Raw genomic sequence first — 21,377 nt, 5'->3', positions numbered from 1 at the left:
CGTCGGCCGGAGAGGCCGGCGGCCGCCGGGTGCCACGACACCCTATCCATGGCTGCGATGTGCAGCGCCGAGGGCCGATTTCCGTGCGTAGATTTTCGGCCGATGAATGGCTGAACATGGAACAACCCATGACTACGCGTCAGTAATATCGGGCGAAGGTTAAAGCCATACGGCGGTCAAGCGAGGCAAACTGGGCATTTTTCGATCACACTCCGTACATGTGGCCTGTGTCACTCCTTCATTTTCGCTTGACCCACCGGTGATTACAGCCTTTGATTAAGTTGATCATCTCGGGGGAAGATTTATCTCTCCTCGATTGGAAACAACATGAGGAGTTCACATGCTGAACAAGCTCAAGAAGCTGGCCGGCCTCCAGGAGACCAAGGCTCTCGCGGGCTCCTTCTCCAAGAAGGTCGACGCCGACAAGGTTGCGGCTCACGCCTACAACCACAAGGACTGACACAGTTACTCAGCATCGCCTGAGTAACTGAGGGATATTAATCCATCGATCCTGAACAGGCCCGTTCGGAGGAATTTGGCCGAGCGGGCCTGTTCGTTTTCTGCTGTTCACCAGATTGATGCGAGACCCGGGGGTCAGCCGGATGCGGGTTCATGTTTTCGTCGGTCCTACGCTACCGGCGGCGGAGGTGCTGCACCGCATGCCGAAAGCCGTGATCCACGGCCCGGCCGGCCACGGCGACCTGTTCCGCGTCGCTCCCGATCCCGGTGACATGGTGCTGCTGATCGACGGCCACTACCACCAGTCGGGTGCCGTACGACACAAGGAGATTCTCGAATTCCTGTGGCGCGGCGTCCGCATTGTCGGCTGCGCCAGCATGGGAGCGCTTCGTGCCGCCGAACTGCACACTCTGGGTATGGAAGGCGTCGGCGAGGTCTTCGGCCTGTATGCCAGCGGGGCCATCGATGCCGATGACGAGGTCGCTGTCGCACACGGCGAAGGCCCCGAGTACCGGCGCGTCAGCGAACCCCTGGTCAACCTGCGCCAGGCCCTGCAACTCCTGACGGAGCGCGAGTCCATCACCGCGCAGACAGCAGCCGAAGCCTTGTCCTACCTGCAGGAACTTCCCTATACCCGGCGTAGCTGGACCGGCCTCGACCGCTGGATGCAGAGCCGGGGGGAACCGGCGGGCCTGGTCACCTCCCTGGCGAAGACCGAGGCCGATCTCGTCGACGTCAAGAAGCGCGATGCCCTGCAGGCACTGGGTCGCTGCGCGATGGCTGTCGTCCCGGGCACTCCCGCCCCGGCCTGGCACACGGACTCCCGCTGGAGGACGGCCTTTCTGCGTACATGGCAGATGGATTTCTCGACCGAGGCCGTGGAGGCTCAGTCGGTCCCTCGCAGTCTCGTGCTGTCCTTCCGGCAACTGTACGAAGCGGGCTTCTCTGCCCTCTGGCAGCGTCATGTTCTGGAGCAGGCGAGCAGGGCCTGCGACAACCCATCGGGCACAAAGAAGGTGAGTGACCCGCTGGATTCCGCCGCCGGCCTTGGAATAAACGTTTCCGCAGCGCAGTCCGACTGGCTGACTCAGAATGAATCCGAATCCTTGTCCCCGACGGACCAAGCAGATCGGATCATCACCCGCGTCTATCGCAAGAACCCCCAGGAAGATTCGGCCCTCGGAATATTTGACGAACGAGGCTCGTCACCTTCCGCCCTCACCGGCGCTGCGGAGTCCATCGCCATCAACGAGTACATGGCGAGTACTTACCCTGACCGCAGCATCTACCAGCTGACCGAAAAAACGCTCATCGAGCACCTTTCGAAACTGTGGGACGCACCGGACCAATCGGCGCTGGTGCACGCAGCCCACGACAGAGGGTTCCGCTCACTGGAAGATGCCGTGGAGGCTGCACGGCATTTCTATCTGCGCCATGTGGCCAGCGACGACGAGCAGGGAAACAGCTACCGATGAAAACACATTCCCTGACGGCATCCAGCAGCGTCTCCTTCACCCGTGGCACCTACCGAGTGCGTCATCCGGAAGACACCTGGTCCATCATCAGCCCGCACTTCCAGGACTTCGGGATCACACGAATAGCCGACGTTACCGGCCTCGACAGCGTCGGTATTCCGGTCGCCATGGCGGTCCGGCCGTTGTCCCAGACGCTGAGCGTCTCGCAGGGCAAGGGCCGCACCCTCCTGCTTGCCAAGGTCTCGGCCGCGATGGAGGCCATCGAGCTCTGGCACGCCGAGAACGTCGCGGCCGGCCTGGACAGCTTCCGGGCCACCGGCGCCGAACTGGAGCTGCCCTACGCGGTGGCCGACTTGGAAGCGGACCCGGGCAGCATCGTGGGTCCCCAGACACCACTGCGGTGGGTCACCGGCCGTGATCTCCTGACGGGCCGCTCGGTTCCCCTGCCGCGCGACACGGTCAGTCTCGCCGCCAAGGATCCGCTGGCCTGGCGCGCCGCCGGCCTCGCCAGCACCACCAACGGCCTGGCCTCCGGCAACAACCGTGCCGAAGCCACCCTTCACGCGCTCTACGAGGTCCTGGAACGCGACGCCGTCGCACGGGCACAAGAGGGCAGCGTCCGGATGGACTTCATCGATCCTGGCACCGTGGACAACGCCGACTGCCAGGCACTCATCAACCGTATGCACAGTGCCGGCTGTCACGTGGAGCTCGCCCGGATTGCCTCCACCGGCCCGGTCCAGTGCTTCACGGCACGTCTCTGGAGCGAGGACTTCCCCGTCATGGCCTTCGGTTCCGGAGCCCACACACACGAGGATGTGGCTCTCTCCCGCGCTCTGACCGAAGCCGCGCAGAGCCGCCTCACCGCGATCGCCGGCAGCCGGGACGACATGACCCGCTTCTACGAGTACGTCCGCCTCGGGGTGGTGGAACGCCCGGTTCCCCGAGCCGACGTCCAGTCCTGGGGCAGTTTGCCGCGGCCGGCTAACCCGACGGTCAGCGACCTCGAGGACGAGGTGCACCGCCTTGCCCAGCACCTCGCCACCGACCAGGGGCACAACCCCGTCGTCGTCGACCTCAGTTCCCGGGACGACTTCGCCGTCGTCAAGGTGGTCGTACCCCGCCTGATCATGGACCCGCGGGCCCGACCTGCCGTGACCGCTGTCTGATCCCCATCCCACAGCACAGAGACCTGACGATCATGGCTATGGACAACGAAAGCACAGCCCCGGGCCACGACGCCTTCGGGGCAGTCATCGAGCGCTGCTGGTCCCGCGGTGGCATGCCAGGCACCGCTTACGAGATCGTGGAGCGGGACGACGGGTTCATCTCCGCCCTGGACGCGTCCTGCTACTTCACCTCGCCCGACCAGTGGGACCCCACCGACAGGAAGACCCTGGCGCGCTGCCGCGGACGGGTGCTGGACATCGGCTGCGGAGCGGGCCGTCACGCCGTCCCCCTCCAGGCGGCTGGTCACCAGGTCCTGGGAGTCGAGCCCTCACCCGGAGCTGCACGTGTCGCCCGCGAGCGAGGCGTCACGGTGATCGAACGAACTCTCGAAGACCTAATCGAACATGTTGACGACATCGGTGTCTTCGACACCATCCTGCTCGGCGGACAGAACCTGGGCCTCCTGGAGAGCCGGGACAAGGCGCCCTCCCTGCTGTGCGGCCTGGCCAGGTTCGCAGCCAAGGACGCCGTTCTGCTCGGTGTCAGCATCGACCCGCACCACACCACCCGCCCCCACCACCAGGCCTACGGGCGGAACAACGTGCTCCACGGACGCCTATTCGGTCAGGAACGGCTGCGTGTCAGGGAGTCAGTCACCGCCACACCCTGGTTCGACTACCTCTTCCTCGCACCGGAGGAACTGGAGCACCTCCTCGCCGACAGCCCATGGGCGATGCGCGAGTGCCTCAGCGACGGGCCGCACTACGTGGCCGAACTGACCCTGTCCTGATGGACACCGCACACCCGAGGACCGCCATGAGCGAGCGCCATACCTTCGACCGGACCTACCGCGACGACCCGATCGCCGCCCTCGGCCAGTGGCGCGAAGAGGCCGCCGTTACCCAGGTGACCACCCCCTCCGGCACCCGGACCGCACTGGTCACCCGATACGACGACGTACGTTCCCTGCTGATGGACAAGTCCCTGTCCATGAACAGCGAACAGGACCGGGCCCGGGTGCCAGAGCACTCGCCGCATGCACCTGCCAAGGACCTTGTGGACTCAGACCCGCCGGAACACACCCGCCTGCGCCGGATCGTTGCCGGCGCCTTCACCCCGGCCCGTCTCCAGGCCTTCCGTCCCCGCATCACGGAGATCGTGAGGGAAACCCTGGCCCCGCTCCACCCGGGTGACCGAGTCGATCTCGTCCGCGAGCTGGCGATCCCTCTGCCCATCACCGTGATCGCCGACTTCCTGGGCTTCCCCCGCATCAGCGCGGCCGAGATCAAGCGGCTCTCCGACGTGTTCTTCCTGGACGGCACACCGCCCGCCGAGATCTCCTCGGCCCTCGGGCAGATCGAGCAGGTCGTATCCCACGAGATCGCAGCCAAGCGCCGCCAGGCCACGGACGACGTGCTCGGCGATCTGATCGAAGCCCACCATCGCGGGACCGTCAGCGAGGGCGAACTGCTCTCCATGACCACCCTCATGCTCATCGCTGCCTTCCAGAACGTCACGAACGCACTGGCCAGCGGCCTGCTGCAGCTACTGAGCAACCCGGAACAACTGGCGGTGCTCCGGGCCCGCCCGGACATGGCAGCGCAGGCCGTACAGGAGATCCTTCGTCACGCCTCCCCCGGCCTGTTCTCCACCCGCCGCTTCCCCACGACCCCAGTGACCGTGCAGGAGACGGTGATTACTCCCGGAGAGAGTCTGCTGCTCTCTCTGGCCTCGGCCAACTACGACCCACGGGCTTTCACCGATCCCGACCGGTTCGACATCACCCGCAACGAGGCCCAGCACCTCAGCTACGGGCACGGCATTCATTACTGCCTGGGCGCCGCGCTGGCGAACATGGAGCTGGAAATCACCATCGCCGAGCTCATATCCCGCTTCCCCGGTCTTCGCCTAGACGACTCCGGACAAGATCTCGTATGGCTTCAGTCGTTCAAGAGCAGGGGTCTGCAGGAACTCCACGTATGCCTCTGAAAAAACTCCCGATGACGCCGCCCAAAACGTTCGGAACAAGGCAGATTCCATGACACAGGCCATCGAGATCACAGCCATGGTACTGCTCGTTCTGGCCATGGTGGTGAACGGATTCATCAGGCGTCCGGGTCGAAAATTCAGCTGGCCCATGTTCATCCGGCACGCGTCAGTTGTCGTCGACCTGGACGGAGTTCGGGACGGCAGGCGCGAGGACATCAACATCTACGCGCTTTTCCCCGCAGGTGAAGAGTTCATGATGTCTACAGGGGAACTGCAGGAGGTCATCGACTATCTGGGTACGCAGTACGAAGACATTCAAGGAAACGGCATCGTCCGCTACTCGGGCGGCGTGCTGGAAGTGAGGATCAGAAACGGTGTCATGGCTGTGGGAAGCGATTAGCAGCGGCTTCACCGAACCGACCGAGGACTGGCACCTCCAGGCCGTCCGCATCATGTTCGGCCTTGCCTGCCTTGCGAAGTTCGTGCACGGTGCGACGGGCGGCGGCTGGCAGCGGTTCCGGAACGACGACATCTCGAGCTACCTCTTCGCAAAAAGTTACGGCACCCGGTCGCTCCAGTGGATGCTCCGCTCCTACCGGCCCGCACTCATTACGCGCATCATCGCAGCCACCCTGCTCACCGCGGGAATCTGTCCGCGCCTTTTCGCGGTCCTCACTGTCCTGGGTCTCTTCTTCGAGATGCTCTTCATCCCCCGTTCGCTCACCTTCTTCATGGCCTGCACAGGAATCGCCCTCGCCTGCGCCGGAAACCTGGGCAGCGGTTTCTCGCTCGACGATTCGTCCAGCACCGACAACACCTGGGCCCAGGTCATTGTGATGATCCTGGCATTAGACCTGTACATCAACACCGCCTGGCTGAAGATCAGGTCCCCTCAATTTCGCAGTGGACAAGTCATTTCGCAGTGGTTGGCCAGCGGGCGGCAGATTCAATATCTCCTTCCCGCCTGGAACTATTACTATCCGCAGCGCCTGGTGGCACTTATGGCCACCAATGATGGAAACCCGACCCCGCTCGCGCGGACTGCGGCGTGGGGAACGATCGCCCTGGAGTTTCTCATCCCCATCGGTCTTCTCAACGAAGTGACTCGCCCCGCAGCCATTGCCGCCGGAATCGGAATGCATACGGCTTTCGCGGGCCTCTTGCCACGGCATCTTGCGGCCTACTCGCTGTGCTCAACAGGCGCCTACTTCGCCTTTCTGAACAGCTGACCCATGAGGTCTCATGAACCAGGCCGCCAGTGGCGATCCTGGAGATCGCACAGCTCGAGAGCCGCGACGATCGGAGACGAGGTCCCAGGCGGCTCCCTTAACCTCCGGACAGTTCAAGGGCAGCTGTAACGCAGGGGTACGCGATCCACCCACTGCTTCCTCCCTGCATCCAGCGGCCGGCCTCCGGCCGGGTCATGCCCTCCGCCCGACGCACGCCACGTCCCCGGCACTTCGTGCGAGCGCCCGTCAGATTGCAGACAGCTGAGCATGCTTGGGGCGCGTGAGACGACCGCGCGCGTGCCTCACGGACATTGAGCAAAGACCACCTCGCAGTGATCGCATCATCGCCATACTGTCTGCGATCACGCCACGGGGGGAGGTGAACATCTTGCGAACCCAGCTCGCCCGTATGGCAGTTACCAAGACCACGGAAAGCGCGGTCGAAGACAGCAACGGGGACGTCCGGGTACCGGACGACGTGACGGATGAAAGCTCCGAGGAGTAGCGCACGAAGACCGGAGGGCCTGGAACCCGTCCACGGGTTCCAGGCCCTCCGCGATGCTACCTACAGATCACCGTGTCGCCACTGCTCCCACTCCATCTCCAGACGGCGAGCGTCTCTGGAGCTCTGCCGGATCTCATCCAGCCAGGCGCCGATCAGGACGGCGAAGGCCTCGGCGTTGGCCAGGCCGACCTGCTCATCGACAGCGAACAGCGCCTGTAGTTCGTCGGCTGCCCGAGATCCTCGGTCGCACTGTGGACACAGCGCCACCTCGCGTACCCCTATGACTTCCTCACCTCTGGTGTTCAGCCAGGAGTGGGGGAAACGGGCCGTTAAGAGGGGCTGCCCGGCGCAGCCGGCGCACGCGGGGAGATCGTCGAGGTTGATCTCGATGTCGAGTTCCACGAGGGTCAGGCCACGCCCTGCCAGGCGTCGGGCCCGAACGTGCCCTTGATGTCGGATGCGACCGAGGGAGGGTCCACCAGGAAACCGAGCTCGTAGACGATGGTCTTGTCCGGTGTCTGCACCCGCATGCGGACCGGGCTTTCACCGGGGTGGGCCTTGAGGATGCGTCGCAGTTCCTGGACCGTCTTCTCGTGCATCTTGTGGGACCGGAACGACAGGAGGACCGGTGGCTTCCTGCCGCTCTCGGCGGAGGACACATCGAGCTCCGCGATCTCCGAACCGATGATGTTCATGCTGCCGTCCCGGTCCTGCGCGCGGCCCGAGACGGAGATGACGCTGTCGGGGATCAGGGCATGGCCGACCAGTTGGTAGGTGGCTGGGAAGAAGCAGATCTCGATGGCGGCGTCTCGGTCGGCGAGCGTGACCGCGGCCCAGGCGTTGCCCTGCTTGGTCATCTTCCGGTCGACGGAAGTGATCAATCCGGCGATCTTGACCGGTCCTTCCTGGCCTGACGCCATGATCTCGGTGATCGTGGTGTCCCGGTTGCGGGACAGGATGTGCTCCGTGCCGTCCAGCGGGTGCGCGGACACGTACAGGCCGAGCATCTCCCGTTCGGTGGCTAGGAGCTGCTTGCGCGGCCACTCTTCTTCGCTGATCGGGAAGTCCAGGCCGAAGGCCGGGGTGTCGTCGGTGCTGTCCATGCTGGCGAAGAGATCGTCCTGGCCGTATGCCTCGGCCTTCTTCACGGGGATGATCGCGTCGATCGCGTCCTCGTGGACGGCAGAGAGGCCCTTGCGGGTGTGCCCGAGGGAGTCGAAGGCGCCCGCCTTGATCAGAGATTCCACGGCCCGCTTGTTGAGGGCTCCGATCTCCGACTTGTCGAGGAAGTCGGCGAAGGAGGTGTACTTGCCCTGCTTCTTGCGTGAGGTGACGAGTGACTCGATGACGCCCTCGCCGACGTTCCGCACGGATTTCAGTCCGAACCGGACGTCCTCGCCGATGGCGGTGAACTCGGCGACGGACTCGTTGATGTCCGGCTGGAGCACATTCACGCCACCCTTGCGGGCGTCGGCAAGGTAGATCGCGGCCTTGTCCTTGTCGTCGCCGACAGAGGTCAGCAGGGCTGCCATGTACTCGGCGGGGAAGTTCGCCTTGAGGTAGGCCGTCCAGAACGAGACCAGGCCGTAGCCGGCCGTGTGGGACTTGTTGAAGGCGTACCCCGAGAAGGGCAGCATGACGTCCCACAGGGCCTTGATGGCCTCCTCGGAGTAGCCGTTCTCCTTCATTCCGCCATGGAATTTGTCCCATTCGGCTGCCAGTACTTCCGGCTTCTTCTTACCCATCGCGCGGCGGAGCAGGTCTGCGCCGCCGAGGGTGTAGCCGGCGAGCTGGCGTGCGATGGCCATGATCTGCTCTTGGTAGACCAGCAGGTGGAACGTGGTTCCGAGGATCGGCTCCAGGGGTTCGCGCAGGTCCGGGTGGATCGGGGCGATCTCCTGCCGGCCGTTCTTGCGGTGCGCGTAGTTCGTGTGCGCGTTCGCTGCCATCGGGCCGGGGCGGTAGAGGGCGAGGGCTGCTGCGATGTCCTCGAAGCGGGTGGGTTCCATCAGCTTCAGGAGGGTGCGCATGCCGCCGCCGTCGAGCTGGAAGACGCCGAAGGTGTCGCCGCTGGCGAGGAGCTCGTACGTCTTCTTGTCGTCCAGCGGGATCGTCTCGGTGGACAGGTCGAGGCCGCGGTTTTCTCGTACGTTCTGGATGGCCTGGTCGATGACACCCAGGTTGCGAAGCCCGAGGAAGTCCATCTTGACCAGCCCCATGTTCTCGCAGCTGGGGTAGTCGAAGCCGGTGATCTTGACGCCGTCCTTGGCCCGCATGTGCAGCGGGATCCGGTCGGTGAGTTTGGTCTTGGAGAGGATGACCGCGGCCGCGTGGACACCGGTGTTCCGGATAAGGCCCTCGACGCCGAGCGCGCCGTCGATGACCTTCTTCACGTCCGGTTCGTTCTCGTACATCGTGCGGGCTTCGCCGGCCTCGCTGTACCGCGGGTGCGACGAGTCGAAGAGCCCGGTGATGGGCATGCCCTTGCCCATCACGTCCGGCGGCCAGGCCTTCGTGATGCGCTCGCCGTGGGCGAAGGGGTATCCCAGAAGGCGGGAGGTGTCCTTGATCGCGTTCTTGGCCTTGAGCTTGCCGAAGGTGTTGACCATCGCGGTGAACTCGTCGCCGTACTTGTCGACGACGTAGCGGACCATCTGGTCGCGCTTGCGGTCGTCGAAGTCGAGGTCGACGTCCGGCGGGTTGATGCGCTCAGGGTTGAGGAATCGTTCGAACAGCAGTCCGTGCTCGAGTGGGCAGAGTTCGGTGATGCGGGTCGCGTAGGCGACGATCGAGCCGGTCGCGGATCCACGGCCCGGCCCGACGGGGATCTTGTTGTCGCGGGCGTACTTGCAGATGTCCGCAACGACGAGGAAGTACGAGGAGAAGCCCATCGGACCAATGACCTTCATCTCGGTCTCGAAGCGCTCCATCACCGCGTCCGGGATCGGAGAGCCGTATCGCATCTCCAGGCCCTTGAGTACGTCCTTGCGGAGCCATGACTCCTGGGTCTCCCCCTCAGGTACATCGGGGAAGTCAGGCATCTCGTTCTTCTCGGCGAACACCTCGTCGTAGGACTCGATGCGCTCGGCGATCAGAAGCGTGTTGTCGCAGGCCTCGGGCAACTCCGAGAAGAGTTCCCGCATCTGCTCAGCCGTCTTCAGGTAGTAGCCGGACCCGTTGAAGCGGAACCTGTTCGGATCGTCCTTGTTCTTGCCCACACCGATGCACAGCAGGTTGTCGTGCGCATCCGCGTGGTCCTCAAGGACATAGTGAGCGTCGTTGGTGGCGAGAAGCGGAATGCCGAGGTCCTTGGCCAGGCGCAGCAGTCCACCGCGGACATTGCGTTCCAGGTCGAGGCCGTGGTCCATCAGCTCCAGGAAGTAGTTCTCCTTGCCGAAGATGTCCTGATAGGACGCGGCGACCTCGCGCGCCTCGTCGTACTGGTTCAGCCGCAGACGGGTCTGGATCGCACCCGAAGGGCATCCGGTCGTGGCGATGATCCCGCTGGCGTGCTCTGAGATCAGTTCCATGTCCATGCGCGGCTTGCCGGACGGGAACTGACCGGTGTACGAAGCCTCGGTCGACATGAAGAACAGGTTCCGCAGGCCTTCGACGTTCCGTGCCCACATGGTCATGTGGGTGAAGCGGCCGCCGCCGGAGACGTCCTTGGAGCCCTCTCCGTCGTCCGACATGGCTCGCTGGCCGCCAGGGCCCCAGAACTCCTGCTTGCGGCCCCGCCGGGAGGAGGGTGCGACGTACGCCTCGATGCCGATGATCGGCTTGACCCCGTCGAAGCCCTTCGCCACCTGCTGGAACTCGTACGCTCCGAACATGTTCCCGTGGTCGCTCATGGCGATGGCGGGCATGCCCTGTCGGGCGACTTCGGCGAACATCGGCTTCAGCCGCTGAGCTCCGTCGAGCATCGAGTACTCAGTGTGATTGTGCAGGTGAACAAAGCTGTCGGCCACCGGGCAGGCACCTCCGAGAACGGGTTCTGGAAGCCCCAAGCCTAACGTCTGCCTCACATCACCAAGACGTCCCACACCTCGGCCTGTTCACAGCTCTCACGACGGTGCCGGACAGCGTCCACCAGCTCGTGCCACAGACCTGCGGGCATGGCTGAATACTCCAGTGCAAGCCTGGCTGCGGTATAGCCTCATTGCCATGAAGGATCTTGAAGGCATAGCGCAGCTGGAGTGGTGTGGCAACGACTCGACCCTCCTGGGCCGCCTCCCTGTACGCATCTCGCTCGATGACAACAACGTCCTGACCGCAGTAGTCCGAAGCGCAGTCGACGGCGACGAAGCCATACAGTCGCTCCTCGACCTCGGCCCCTCGTGCATGCTCCGATTTGCAGACGACTCCGTCGCCCACGTGATGGTGGAACGTTCCGATTCCGTCATCCAGCTGCGTCTCGGTGCCCAGACAGGCTGCGTCTGAAGGATTGGCCTGGGGCCGGATACGGAGGTGTGTGAGGGTCCGTCCGCCTGATGTCGACCGGGTATCTCGCGTACTGGCGCACCGGCCTCCTGACCGAGCGCGCCCGGGTTCTCCAGATCCAGGACCGCGTCGACTTCTACACCATGCTGGCTGGACCCGTGTGCACAGGCGCCCGGCGTCCGGCCGGCGACCGAGATCGGCTGGTTCTGCCTGACCACCGACTCCTCCCCGACGACCTGCACGCCGCCTTCGACGAGTTCGCCCATGCCATGGACGACCTGCCCTGGATGGCTACCGTCCGCGGATCCGACGGCAGGGGACAGCAGTGGTGCGTCCGAAGGATGCTCCACCCCGAACAGCCCGATCCGGTGGGGTGCATGCGGCCCGTGGGCCGCGCGCCGCTGACGGCAGGAGCAGGCACCAGTGCGTCCCAGCCCGCTGCTCGCGCCCCGTCCAACGATCCGTGGGAAAGGCTGAAATCCCGGGCTGCGGTCGTCGTCAACGCCTCTAGGAGAGGCCCGGAGCACGAGGCCTGGTTTTCGCAGATCAACTTCAGGCGTGACTCGGCGACCTCGTCGAGAAGCACGTCCAGCCTCTCCGATGCCAGGCAACGCCAAGCTGCCGGCTGGGGCCGGCCCTGGAGCCTCGCGGGCGGGTGGGTGCCGCACCCGCACCAGCAGGCGCGGCACCTTCAGGGACTGCCACAACTCGTCCAGATACCGCACGAACACTCAGCCGACGTCCAGGGACGTAGGTCAGCCGTCCTCGTTCTCTTCGGGTTCGCGGACGTACCAGAGGTCGAGGACGTACTGCTCAGGTTGCGGGTTGTCGTCCCACAACTGGCGGATCCGTGCGGTGCTCCAGTCGTCTTCGATCTGTCGGAGCGCGTCCTCGTAGTATTCGGCAGCGGCGACCCGGCCGGCCCATGAAACGTGTCCCTCATAGACGCCCGGCCTCGGAAGCGACATCTCCGCCGCAGGACCGAACGTGAACTGACCGATCACCAGGATCCCGGTCTCCGACTCAAGGCTGACGGCGGTGACGCCCTCTGCCTCGCCGGGCGGAGGCTGCGGTGCGTCCCACACCCGCACCGTTACCTCCACCTCCAGGTCGGACTGCAGGCTGAACAGGTAGAGGTGGTAGCCGTTGCCGCCGACAACGTTGCGTTCCGCGGCGGCGATGGCCGTGCTGTCGGTGAGGTAGGCGTCCGAGTCGTAGACCTCGACCAGGCGATGGGACGGGCGGGCGAGGGTCGTGCTCTGGGTGAGCAGCGTCATGATTCAGGACCTGCCATTCAAGGGATGATCTTGACATAGAACGCGTCGTTGTCGATCAGACGGTTCTCCTCGTAGACCTTCTGAATGAGCTCACCGCCCTTGCGATTGTCCGCACTGTCAATGAGACGCACAGAGTAGCGGCTGTCACCCTTCAATGATCCTTCGTGTGTGGATGCGAAGGGATACTCGTCACATTCGAGTCCGCTGCCCGAGTAGTCACCCCAGACGTTTCTGCACTGCTTGATCGACTCGTCCCTCTGGTCCTTCAGCTTGGCCGGGTCGATCATTCTGTGCAGCGGCTGTCCGGACCCGCCGGGAACGGTCTTTCCCGCCCAGGATGGGAACGTCCGCTCGGGAAACTGTTGGGCGTCGAGTATGTGACGAGTGCTCTGGTCGACCTCGGGATCCTTGAGGCTCATCACCAGTTCGACCCGGGCATCGGTGAAGACGGTTCCCTTGTACTTCCCAGCGGCCCGTCCCACGTAGTCGAAGCGGATGTTCGACTTGGCCATCGTCCTGTCCTCCCATGGCAGCGCGGTGGGCGAGGTCACCTTCATGCCCAGGTTGATCTCACCGCGGACCACCTGATTGTTGCTGGCCTCGAGCTTTCCGGTGTCGGGGGAGGTGTAGGTGAGCTGCCAGAACGGCTTCGCATTCCATTCAGCCACGGTGCCGTTCTGGAGGGTGCTGGACGGCTGCTTTATCTGAGGGTTTATGTCACTCCCTTGGGTATTGATTGTGTGGGTGAAAGACTGCTCGATCTTCCAGTTAGCCGGGTTTTCGCCGGACACTGCCTTGGTGCGAATGTTTTCGATACTGCTGGTGTAGTCGACTCGGCGGGATCCATCGTAGGAGAACCCCAGAATCCATACGTCGAACCAGAGTTCGCCTCTGAGTCGTTGTCTGGTGTCCTTCAGCTTCAGGTAGGTGGGACGGTGGACGCACATCTCGAAGCGATTCTTGATCCAGCCCTTGGGCGTTTTCGCCTCTGCGCGGCTGGCGCACTCTGTGCGCAGGTCACCTTCTTGCAGGGCGTTCTGCGACGAGATCACAGGAGCCGGTGCCGAGGCACGGGCGACATCTCCTGTCCCGGCAACCAAAAGAAGAGCGAGTGCGCCGCAGGCGATGGCCAGAAACACGTTCGTCCACGGCCGGTAGGCGGCGTGGGTGAACGCTCGGGGGCTGCCGGCGTCCTTGGTCAGGTGTTGCACATCTGCCCCCAGCAGGCTTCGAGGAGTTGTCCGGTCTCGGTCGAATAGGTGGCGCGGAACCCGTGGACGATCCGTCCCCGATGCTCCAAGCCCTGGGTGGGCGCCGCGGACTCCACCGTCACCACCGGCATGTCGGCCACGGCCGAGGGCCGCGCTGCAGCCCCCAGGGGCCACTTCTCGCTCGTCGGCCGGTTACCTGCCGCAACGTGGACCGCGTCGGGATCGACGCCGAATGATCGGGCCGCCCGATCTGCGATGTCAGCCGGCATCCCTGCCTTGCCGCCCGTTCGCGCCGGGGAGCGCTGGGGGCTTTGCAGCGCCGCGGCGTTGCAGACCTTGACGGATTGCACGCAGGCCGCCAGACCGGGAACCGTGTTCAGGCAGCCCTCGGGGTCCGTGGCGAGGCACTTGGAAAGGGCCTTCTGGTCGACGCCGTTGAACGTCCCTGTCGCACGCGTGGGGGCCGATGGCGCCGGCCCCGACGCCGGTCCGGGCTTACTCACCGTCCACTGGGTGTGCGTCGTCGCGTCGGTCAGTCTTGCCTCGAAGCAGTACGGCGCCTTGTAGACGGCAGTCGGGTCGTTCGGTATGCCCATCGACTTTCCGCACATCCCCATCGTGGTGAGCTGCGTGACGTCGGCGGTGGCCGCGCGGGCCCAGGCCTTGTTCTCCGCCATGAACTGCATGCGGTTCGCTATGGGTGGGACCGATACGTGCTGGGGTCCTCGGACCTCGAGACCGATGTCGATCCGGTTCGGATTGCCGCGTGGGATCTTGAGTTGGTCGGTGGTGCTGCCGACCACGTTGAAGTCGTACAACACGTCCCACTGGTTGCCACTTGCCTGACGTATCGTCATGTAGGTGTGGTTCACGTTGTCCGCGACCGTCGGGTTGGAGCCCGCGGTGATTGCTTTGGTTACGCCACCGTTCTTGCCCAGCTCGGTCCACCTAGGCCCGTACGCGATGGTCGAGGGGCCGGTCTTCTCGGCATGCAATCCCACATCGATGGACGGACCGAACATGTCACCTCCGTTCGCGCCATCGGTCTGGTCGGTATTGGGGACCATGCGAACAAAGTTCGACACCTCGGCGTCACCGGCCGCCGAGCCCGCCTCGAAGGTGATCGGCACGTTCCGCCAAGTACCGAAGGCCCCGATCACTGGCTGACCAGGCTGTGCACAGGTCATCGCCCAGAAGAAGATGCGCGCCTGATAGACCGTGTTGCAGCTGTGATCCGGCGCGCTGGCGCCGGCGGGCGAGGCGGCCGTCAGCGGTAGAGCGACAGCCGACGCCAGCACCGCAAGACTCGCAACCAACTTTCTCCGTAAGTGCAAAATCCCCCCTTGATCGCTTCTTGTATGAAAAACGATCAAGTAACGCACCCACTTCGAGCAGTGGGCAACCAGTTTGATGGATGTTCTGACCGAAACCGACCGCCCGTCATGAGGACGGAGGCCCACGCACAATGAAGGGAGCACCAGCAAGCCCCCGAAACCTCCAGCAGCATCACGCGGCCGGAGCCTCCGAGCCCCGCTTTCGAGACCACTGCGGATTGACTTGATATGCACCTGGCCTGCCGAAGACCTTCAGAAGATGGCCTCCTGGGTGAGTTCTCGGGTGGGGTATGCGACCCCACCCTGACTTGTGTGGGCCACTGCACCGCTCGAGCTGTCCCCTGCCGCGCGGACAGTCGTATCCGCCGGCGCTGGGCCGAGATGTACGCCTACGCCCCCGACCAGCGGACGTGGACGTCCTCGTGGCTCCCGGCGCGCACGGTGATGAGCGGGCCGGTGGCCCTGGAGACGTCTGCCTTCGCGGCAGTCCGACCGACGGCGGTAACTGCAGTGGTGGCGGCGGTGGCAGGGTCGATCAAGGCGGGTTCCCCCTCCCGGTGACAGCCGCGTGCGGGCTGGCCGGGACTGTCCTGTCGCAGTGCAGCTGACAGATCGTGGGCCGCTGACCTGCTGGGTTGCCATGTCGTTTGAGAACGCCGCGGGCCGGCGTTCTCAAACGACATGGCTTTCACGGAAGCGCGCTGGTGGTGGGCAAGGGCAGCTCAGCCGTCTCGCTCTTCGGCAAGGCTGCCCGTGGCCGTCCGGAGACGGTGCCGGGCCGCTTCCAGACGTTCGGCGTAGTCGGCGGCGAAGATTCCAGGGAGCGCTTTGTCCAGTGTTCCCGCGATCTTGTGGATCGGGCCCAGGCGGCCGGATCGTCGACCAGGCGGCTGAGATCTGTCATCTGTACTCGCTCCAGCCAGTCCGAGAGGACCAGGGCCTCGTCGGGGTGAGCTTGATCGTGATGTCGCTCTTCTCCATGACCGGAATCTAATTAGTCGTGCTTGGGCCAGATCGGGCCCTGGTCGGTCCAGATGACGCCCTTGTTGCGGCACAGGCAGAAGGGGTGGCCGATCGGGTCGGTGTAGACCTGCCAGCCGTAGCCGTTGGGGCCGATGAAGTCCTGCCTCAACGTCGCGCCCAGGTCGAGGACGCGGCGCTGCTCGGACTTGATCTCGTCCACTTCGAAGTCGAGGTGGAACTGCTTGGGGTGCTCGCTGTCGGGCCACTGCGGAGCGCGATAGTCGTCCACCCGGATGAATGCCAGCTCGATCTCGCCGAACTGGATGCCAGCCCAATCCTCGGAGCTGCCTTCCTTGATCGGACGGCCCGTCATCTCGGAGTAGAAAGCCGCCAGCTTCATCGTGACCGGGCAGTCGATAATGAAATCGGTGAGTCGCAGCATCCCGCGATCTTGTCACAAGCTACAGCGAGAACCAGACCAGGAAAATGAGATCAAACCCCACGTACGGGGCAAACGTCTCCGCTCAGCACGCGACGCAATGAGAATCCGACACCGCGAACGAGAAGCAGTGAGAATCCGACAGCTTCAATGCGACAGGACAGTGAGAATCCGCCAGCACGAACGAGAAGCGGTGAGAATCCGACAACCTCAGTGCGACAGGACAGGGACGGCCCTATCGGCCCGCCCCCGAGGCGCTGGCGAAGTGACAAGTAGCTCAGAGTGACTGGCCAGCGCCTTCGCCGGGAGGGTGGCGAAGGCGGCGCGGGCCGCTTCGAGGCTTCGACCGGGTACAGCTCGCCCGTCCACGAGGCGAAGTGCTCGGGCAGGTCCATCCACGGTGTCCGGCGGACGCGGTGATCACGGTAAGGGCCCTGTGCGGCTCGGAGAGCGCCGATCTTGCGGGAAGGATCCCGTGCACCTTGAGCTCGTGAGCGGCTGTCAGGTGGCGATCCACGGATGCGCCGCCGTGCTTTTCCAGTTGCCGCGCGAAGGGTGTCCGTTCTGTCTTTCCTGACCTGCAGACAACTTCTGAGGTCGGCCCCCATGGCGCGGGGCCCGTCACCACCCGGGCCACGGTGGTGAGGTGAGCCCCTGTCCGGTCGCCACGCGAACGGAGTGACGGGTGGCCGGGCAGCTCCTCCCCTCCCCCACCCTGCGCGCGAACGTACCGACCGTGGCCGGCCCCGCCGCCTACGCCGAGCGGCTGCGCAAGGAGGTCACCGAGGGCTCAGGCCGACGGAACCCTGGCCGACCAGCTCCGGGCCGAGTTCACTGACACCGACCACTTCGACCTTGTCCTCCCAAACCCGGAAGGCGCGCGGCAGGAACCCGCCGTCCGGGTGGCATACCTCCGCGCTCTTGCGCGTCAACAGCCGGCTCCTCCCGGAAGGAGGTTGCAATGGCGACTGTGGGGAGCAGCCGTCGGACCGGCGGCTCCCGGCCCCGCAGCGCTGTCGGCCGCGGGCAGGACCCCGGCTGCCGTTACACGTCGCCGCTCACCGCTCTGGCCGACAGCATCCGGCACCGACACCAGGCGCGCAGAGACACTCGTCCCTGTCGAACCGGATCTCTGCGGTATCCGCCTGTCGCCATGCCATCCTCGGCGACGTGGTCGTCGCCTACATCCGCCAGCTCGCCGAAGCCGCGCCGCCACCCGACGCCGCACTGATTAGGGCCTTGAGGTCGATCCTTACCGGCCGCCGTTTCCAATGGAAACGGCGGCCGCGCCCTTCGTTACGGGAGCCTCAGGCGAGGGCGTCACCGAGGAGCCGGCGCGGGGCACCGTCCAGGTGCCGGTGGAGCAGTTGGGCGCGGGAGTGCACCAGGCCGGTCCGGTAGGCGGGCGGCAGCCTGTCGTAGACCGCGGCCGCCATTGCGGCGGCCTCGCCCGGCTCTCCGTCGACCCGCAGACACGCGGCGGTATCCATGGCGATCAGGGCGCGGGTCATCACCGACGGCGAGGTCGTCAGGGCCAGGGCGTCGTCTTGTGCCCGGTACGCGGCGCGGGTGTCGCCGAGCAGCGTGTACGCCTGGGAGAGGTGCACCGCGTGCTTCTGGGCCGGGTAGCCGAACCAGGTGTCGGCCGACTCGGGGCCGTCCAACTGCTCGGCCAGCGTGCGGACGTCGTCCACCGCGCGGCGGGCGCCGGGGAGGTCGCCGACGGCGGCCAGGGCGCGGGCGTTGACGGCGGCCGCCAGTGCGGCCGCCCCGGACGGGCGGGCGCCGGCCTCCCGGCGGCCCTGCGCGGTGATGCGGGCGGCCTGCCCAGGGGCGCCGTAGTTCAGGCCGACCATGGCGTGACGGCCGGGCCACCCAGGCTGTCATCCGCCGATCCCCAGATTCGCGGGCGGCTTTCGCAGCGGTGGCGAACCAGCGGTGCGCGTCGGCCTGGTCGCCGCGGTCGTGCTGGACGATGGCCACCGGGCCGGAGATCCCGGCGGCCGTACGCGCCAGGTCCTCACGCCCAGGACGGCGTCGGGCGCCCGCCCGTCGTAGCCGCCCCGACGTGGCCGTTCGAAGGCGCCTTCCAGGTAGGCGAGATCCCCGGCGCCGTCCAGTCCGGTGTCGATGCCCTCGCGGGCCCTGCACAATGCCGGGCGGCAACGACACCTCAGCCCGAACTCTGGACAACGCCACCCCAACACCTGCCTGACACGGCATCATCACCGGGCGCAGCAGCATGAACTGCCGCGCCCCGTCCACTCGTCTACCGCCCTGGGGAGCAGTCTGTGAGCTGTCCGTGCCTGATATCCCGACTTCCCGGTTCCGGCCTGCTTGCGGGTGCTCGTGGCTAAGCGGAAGAAGGCGCCGGAGCCCGACGCCCTCCGTGTGCGGCGGCCACCATCGGGTGCCGACTACTTCACTGGGGAACACCTACGGGCGATGGGCTGGCAACAGGCTCCCATCGACGCTCTCGTGCACGACGGGGTGTCCGGTGACGGTTCCCTGGTCTACCACCGGGCGCAGATCCTCGCCGTCCTCGACGACCCGTCCCTAGGGCCCCGCGTCGGGATCTACCGGCATGCTGGCTTCTTCCGCAGCCACGAGGCCCGGGTACGGATCGTCAAGCTCACGGAGCAGGCCGCCGCCAAGATCCGCCTCCCCAAGGGCAACCCAGCGGCCCCGGCACGGAAGAAGACTCCCCGTGCCCCCATGGTCCGTTCCGGCCAGGACCTGTTGCTGCGGTCCGGTGTGGGCGAGCCCGGCAAGCAGTGGGTGACCGCCGCGCAGCTGTACGCCGCGCGCTGGTCCAAGGTCGCGGTCAGCGCCCTGATACCGGAGAACGTCAGCCGCCCAAACGGCAACAACTGGGAAGTCCTCTACCACCGGGCGCAGATAGACGCCGTCCGGAACACCCCCAGCCTCGGAGAGCACATTGGGCAGGAGGACGCCGCGTTCTGGCGGGACCGCACCATCCGCAGCCAGGTGCGGGCCCTGCAACACCGCTCCCGTCGCGACGCCCAGGACAACGCCGACTCCGTTGACGCCTTCATGCGGTCGCGGCGCACCACCCGGGCCGAGCAGGCCCGCATGGAATTGATCCTGGCTGCCCCGCGGACCGCACCGGCGCAGCCGCCTGCTCCGGCACGACGACCGGCAGCTCCGGCTCGGCAGGTGAAGAAGACACCGGGGGTGCACGGCGCGTACCCGCCGGACCTGGGCCCGGACCCCCGCATCCGCGGGACCGCCCCTGCCGCAGACCTCCCGCCCCCGAAGACCCCGGGCGAGGTCCGCTTGCCGACATCCCGGAAGCAGACAGTCACGCAGGCCGAACGCGCCCGTCAGTACCGGCGACTCGTCGAGACCGCCCAGCAGCAACTGGCCAAGCACAGGGGCCAGCGCCGCAGCAGCAGCGACGAGCCGGTACGCATCGCGGCCGCCCGGCGCGCGGTGATCATGCGGAGTGAGGGCATGTGCGAGAACCCTCGCTGCCCGAACCCCGACATGGGTGACGTCAACGACCAGGGCGGCCCGCTCCTCGATGTCGACCACATCGGCGGCCTGGCAGCTACAGGGGACGACGAGGCGGTGGACATGATCGCGCTCTGCCCGAACTGTCACCGGATCAAAGGCCTTGGCCAATCCCGGCACGAGCTGATCCCGATCCTCCGGGAGACCGCCCGCCGCCGGCATGCCGACCTGTTTTCCCAGAGCACCTGACCGCCGGGAGCCTGATGCCCGAGGCGCCCGGTACGGTCGAAAGCGGTAGACGAAGGGGCAGGGATGGCCGGAGACTCCGGCGACCGGCCACCACCTCCTGGTGTGGCTGGCCGGACAGCTCCCCCACTCCCCCACCCTGCGCGCGAACGTACCGACCGCGTTGGACGCCCGCGACCCCGGCCGCCCGGCTCCCTCGCTCCCGTACATCAGCGACGTCCCCGCCGACCCCGGCCTGGTCCTGGCCCTCACCACCGCCCGGGCCGCGCTCGAGGGAGCCGACGAGGCCGTCGTGCTGCGCGCCGCCGGACATGAATGGGAGCTCCACCCGTCCGTGCGCCCCGCGCTGGAGGCCCTGGTCTCCGGCGCCCGCCTGACCCTCAGAGACTTGGCCGAGCGCTCCGGCCTCACCGTGGAGCAGGTCGCGGCCCTCGCTACCGAGCTGGTATCCAAGGACGCGGCCGCCGTCTCCCAGCCGAGGTAGGAACCGCCATGTTCGAGGCCCCCGCCCCCGCCACCGTCGACCGGGTGCTGGCCGCCCAGAAGTACGCCGCCGACCAGTTCGGCCTGCGCGCCACCGGCCGCCGGGTGTGGGGGTACCGGGGCCGGACCCTGTCGTCGGCCGCTGGCTCGCACTGGCTCCGCGTGGTCTGCGCCGAGGCCGGCACCGAGGGCGGCACGCTGTGGAACGGCCCCTCCACCTCCCGCGCCCTACCCGCGTCGGTGCCGCGCCCCGACCTGTTCCGCATCCGGGACTGGACCGCCGACGGCTACGCCTACCGGGCCGAGCTGTACGCGTTCGCACCGCAACCGACCGTCTCCCCTCGCCCCGTCCTCGACGAGGACCCCGACCTGCCCGAGACGTGGTGGAAGGAGATGACAGCCGCCCTGGACGCTCTCGCCGACGTCCCGCCTCCGGCGGACCGCGAGGCTGTACGTGAGGAATACCTGCGCCGCGTGATCCCCGAGTTCACCGGCCACCAGGTCGACCACGTCACCTGGACCACCGCCCACGGCGACCTCCACTACGGCAACGTCACCCGCGGACCGCACATCCTGGACTGGGAAGGATGGTTGCGACACGAGGTCGCACAACATGAGCGGATCACGGGAAAGGAGGGTGGGCGTATGCCTGCGCCGTGATCTCGGGCTAGTACTCGATGCCC

Annotated in this window: 19 protein-coding genes; 10 read left to right on the top strand and 9 right to left on the bottom strand. The window is 66.0% G+C overall.

The genetic code is table 11. The features are described 5' to 3' along the window. Window positions 1-659: 659 nt before the first annotated feature. Genes ACGFYY_RS40130 through ACGFYY_RS40105 form a run of 6 tightly spaced genes read left to right on the top strand, consistent with a single transcriptional unit; the run spans window position 660 to window position 6,322 of the window. Window positions 660-1,934, top strand: a complete 1,275-nt coding sequence (locus ACGFYY_RS40130) for a TfuA-like protein (RefSeq protein ID WP_393717260.1) — start codon at window positions 660-662, stop codon at window positions 1,932-1,934. Next, the gene (locus ACGFYY_RS40125; protein ID WP_393717258.1) at window positions 1,931-3,103 is read left to right on the top strand and encodes a YcaO-like family protein; all 1,173 of its coding nucleotides are present in this window, start codon (window positions 1,931-1,933) and stop codon (window positions 3,101-3,103) included. Before ACGFYY_RS40130 ends, ACGFYY_RS40125 begins: the two co-directional genes overlap by 4 nt. Before the next feature lie 38 nt (window positions 3,104-3,141). Continuing rightward, window positions 3,142-3,894, top strand: coding sequence for a class I SAM-dependent methyltransferase (locus tag ACGFYY_RS40120; protein ID WP_393717256.1), 753 nt, complete (start codon window positions 3,142-3,144; stop codon window positions 3,892-3,894). Between the two features lie 26 nt (window positions 3,895-3,920). Next, window positions 3,921-5,093, top strand: coding sequence for a cytochrome P450 (locus tag ACGFYY_RS40115; protein ID WP_393717254.1), 1,173 nt, complete (start codon window positions 3,921-3,923; stop codon window positions 5,091-5,093). Between the two features lie 49 nt (window positions 5,094-5,142). After that, window positions 5,143-5,493, top strand: a complete 351-nt coding sequence (locus tag ACGFYY_RS40110; RefSeq protein WP_393717252.1) for a hypothetical protein — start codon at window positions 5,143-5,145, stop codon at window positions 5,491-5,493. Further along, window positions 5,468-6,322, top strand: a complete 855-nt coding sequence (locus ACGFYY_RS40105) for a hypothetical protein (RefSeq protein WP_393717250.1) — start codon at window positions 5,468-5,470, stop codon at window positions 6,320-6,322. Before ACGFYY_RS40110 ends, ACGFYY_RS40105 begins: the two co-directional genes overlap by 26 nt. Before the next feature lie 565 nt (window positions 6,323-6,887). Here ACGFYY_RS40105 and ACGFYY_RS40100 read toward each other — a convergent pair. Further along, window positions 6,888-7,229 (bottom strand): DUF6300 family protein, encoded by a 342-nt coding sequence (locus tag ACGFYY_RS40100; RefSeq protein WP_393717248.1) that lies wholly within the window; start codon window positions 7,227-7,229, stop codon window positions 6,888-6,890. A gap of 5 nt (window positions 7,230-7,234) precedes the next feature. Continuing rightward, a complete protein-coding gene (gene dnaE, locus ACGFYY_RS40095) occupies window positions 7,235-10,795 on the bottom strand; it encodes a DNA polymerase III subunit alpha (RefSeq protein ID WP_393717246.1) in 3,561 nt (1,186 codons plus the stop codon). Between the two features lie 196 nt (window positions 10,796-10,991). On the opposite strand from dnaE, the gene ACGFYY_RS40090 reads away from it, so the two are divergent. Then, complete coding sequence (locus ACGFYY_RS40090) at window positions 10,992-11,267, top strand: hypothetical protein (RefSeq protein WP_393717244.1); 276 nt, start codon at window positions 10,992-10,994, stop codon at window positions 11,265-11,267. Window positions 11,268-12,022: 755 nt separating this feature from the next. Here the strand turns inward: ACGFYY_RS40090 and ACGFYY_RS40085 are convergent. The 7 genes from ACGFYY_RS40085 to ACGFYY_RS40055 form a co-directional block, all read right to left on the bottom strand. Then, window positions 12,023-12,544, bottom strand: a complete 522-nt coding sequence (locus ACGFYY_RS40085; protein ID WP_393717242.1) for a hypothetical protein — start codon at window positions 12,542-12,544, stop codon at window positions 12,023-12,025. 17 nt (window positions 12,545-12,561) lie between these two features. After that, entirely contained in the window at window positions 12,562-13,755 is a 1,194-nt protein-coding gene (locus ACGFYY_RS40080) for a NucA/NucB deoxyribonuclease domain-containing protein (RefSeq protein ID WP_393717240.1), read from the bottom strand. Further along, window positions 13,743-15,071, bottom strand: coding sequence for a hypothetical protein (locus ACGFYY_RS40075; RefSeq protein WP_393717238.1), 1,329 nt, complete (start codon window positions 15,069-15,071; stop codon window positions 13,743-13,745). Before ACGFYY_RS40075 ends, ACGFYY_RS40080 begins: the two co-directional genes overlap by 13 nt. Window positions 15,072-15,478: 407 nt before the next feature. Continuing rightward, window positions 15,479-15,628 (bottom strand): hypothetical protein, encoded by a 150-nt coding sequence (locus ACGFYY_RS40070; protein ID WP_393717236.1) that lies wholly within the window; start codon window positions 15,626-15,628, stop codon window positions 15,479-15,481. Between the two features lie 455 nt (window positions 15,629-16,083). Then, complete coding sequence (locus ACGFYY_RS40065) at window positions 16,084-16,494, bottom strand: VOC family protein (protein ID WP_393717234.1); 411 nt, start codon at window positions 16,492-16,494, stop codon at window positions 16,084-16,086. Between the two features lie 776 nt (window positions 16,495-17,270). Continuing rightward, entirely contained in the window at window positions 17,271-17,423 is a 153-nt protein-coding gene (locus tag ACGFYY_RS40060) for a hypothetical protein (protein WP_393717232.1), read from the bottom strand. Window positions 17,424-17,798: 375 nt separating this feature from the next. Further along, on the bottom strand, window positions 17,799-18,347 hold the full coding sequence (locus tag ACGFYY_RS40055; protein ID WP_393717230.1) for a hypothetical protein: 549 nt from the start codon (window positions 18,345-18,347) through the stop codon (window positions 17,799-17,801). A gap of 589 nt (window positions 18,348-18,936) precedes the next feature. Here ACGFYY_RS40055 and ACGFYY_RS40050 point away from each other — a divergent pair. The 3 genes from ACGFYY_RS40050 (at window position 18,937) to ACGFYY_RS40040 (ending at window position 21,354) form a co-directional block, all read left to right on the top strand. Continuing rightward, window positions 18,937-20,214: an HNH endonuclease signature motif containing protein gene (locus ACGFYY_RS40050; RefSeq protein WP_393717228.1), complete on the top strand. Its 1,278-nt coding sequence runs from the start codon at window positions 18,937-18,939 to the stop codon at window positions 20,212-20,214. A 100-nt stretch (window positions 20,215-20,314) separates the two neighbouring features. Next, window positions 20,315-20,695: a hypothetical protein gene (locus ACGFYY_RS40045; protein ID WP_393717226.1), complete on the top strand. Its 381-nt coding sequence runs from the start codon at window positions 20,315-20,317 to the stop codon at window positions 20,693-20,695. An 8-nt stretch (window positions 20,696-20,703) separates the two neighbouring features. Then, a complete protein-coding gene (locus ACGFYY_RS40040) occupies window positions 20,704-21,354 on the top strand; it encodes a hypothetical protein (RefSeq protein WP_393717224.1) in 651 nt (216 codons plus the stop codon). Window positions 21,355-21,377: the final 23 nt, after the last annotated feature.

The organism is Streptomyces sp. NPDC048331 (genome assembly GCF_043201215.1).
In the GTDB taxonomy this organism is placed as follows: Bacteria; Actinomycetota; Actinomycetes; order Streptomycetales; family Streptomycetaceae; genus Streptomyces.
The sequence above is the reverse complement of the archived record's forward strand: the minus strand, read 5'-3'. Positions and strand labels throughout refer to the sequence as shown.

Coding starts and splice junctions, on each gene's coding strand:
- ACGFYY_RS40065 (WP_393717234.1), bottom strand. CDS start 16,494: ATGCTGCGACTCACCGATTTCATTATCGACTGCCCGGTCACGATGAAG.
- ACGFYY_RS40130 (WP_393717260.1), top strand. CDS start 660: ATGCCGAAAGCCGTGATCCACGGCCCGGCCGGCCACGGCGACCTGTTC.
- ACGFYY_RS40050 (WP_393717228.1), top strand. CDS start 18,937: ATGGGCTGGCAACAGGCTCCCATCGACGCTCTCGTGCACGACGGGGTG.
- ACGFYY_RS40090 (WP_393717244.1), top strand. CDS start 10,992: ATGAAGGATCTTGAAGGCATAGCGCAGCTGGAGTGGTGTGGCAACGAC.
- ACGFYY_RS40115 (WP_393717254.1), top strand. CDS start 3,921: ATGAGCGAGCGCCATACCTTCGACCGGACCTACCGCGACGACCCGATC.
- ACGFYY_RS40040 (WP_393717224.1), top strand. CDS start 20,704: ATGTTCGAGGCCCCCGCCCCCGCCACCGTCGACCGGGTGCTGGCCGCC.
- ACGFYY_RS40125 (WP_393717258.1), top strand. CDS start 1,931: ATGAAAACACATTCCCTGACGGCATCCAGCAGCGTCTCCTTCACCCGT.
- ACGFYY_RS40085 (WP_393717242.1), bottom strand. CDS start 12,544: ATGACGCTGCTCACCCAGAGCACGACCCTCGCCCGCCCGTCCCATCGC.
- ACGFYY_RS40055 (WP_393717230.1), bottom strand. CDS start 18,347: ATGGTCGGCCTGAACTACGGCGCCCCTGGGCAGGCCGCCCGCATCACC.
- ACGFYY_RS40110 (WP_393717252.1), top strand. CDS start 5,143: ATGACACAGGCCATCGAGATCACAGCCATGGTACTGCTCGTTCTGGCC.
- ACGFYY_RS40120 (WP_393717256.1), top strand. CDS start 3,142: ATGGACAACGAAAGCACAGCCCCGGGCCACGACGCCTTCGGGGCAGTC.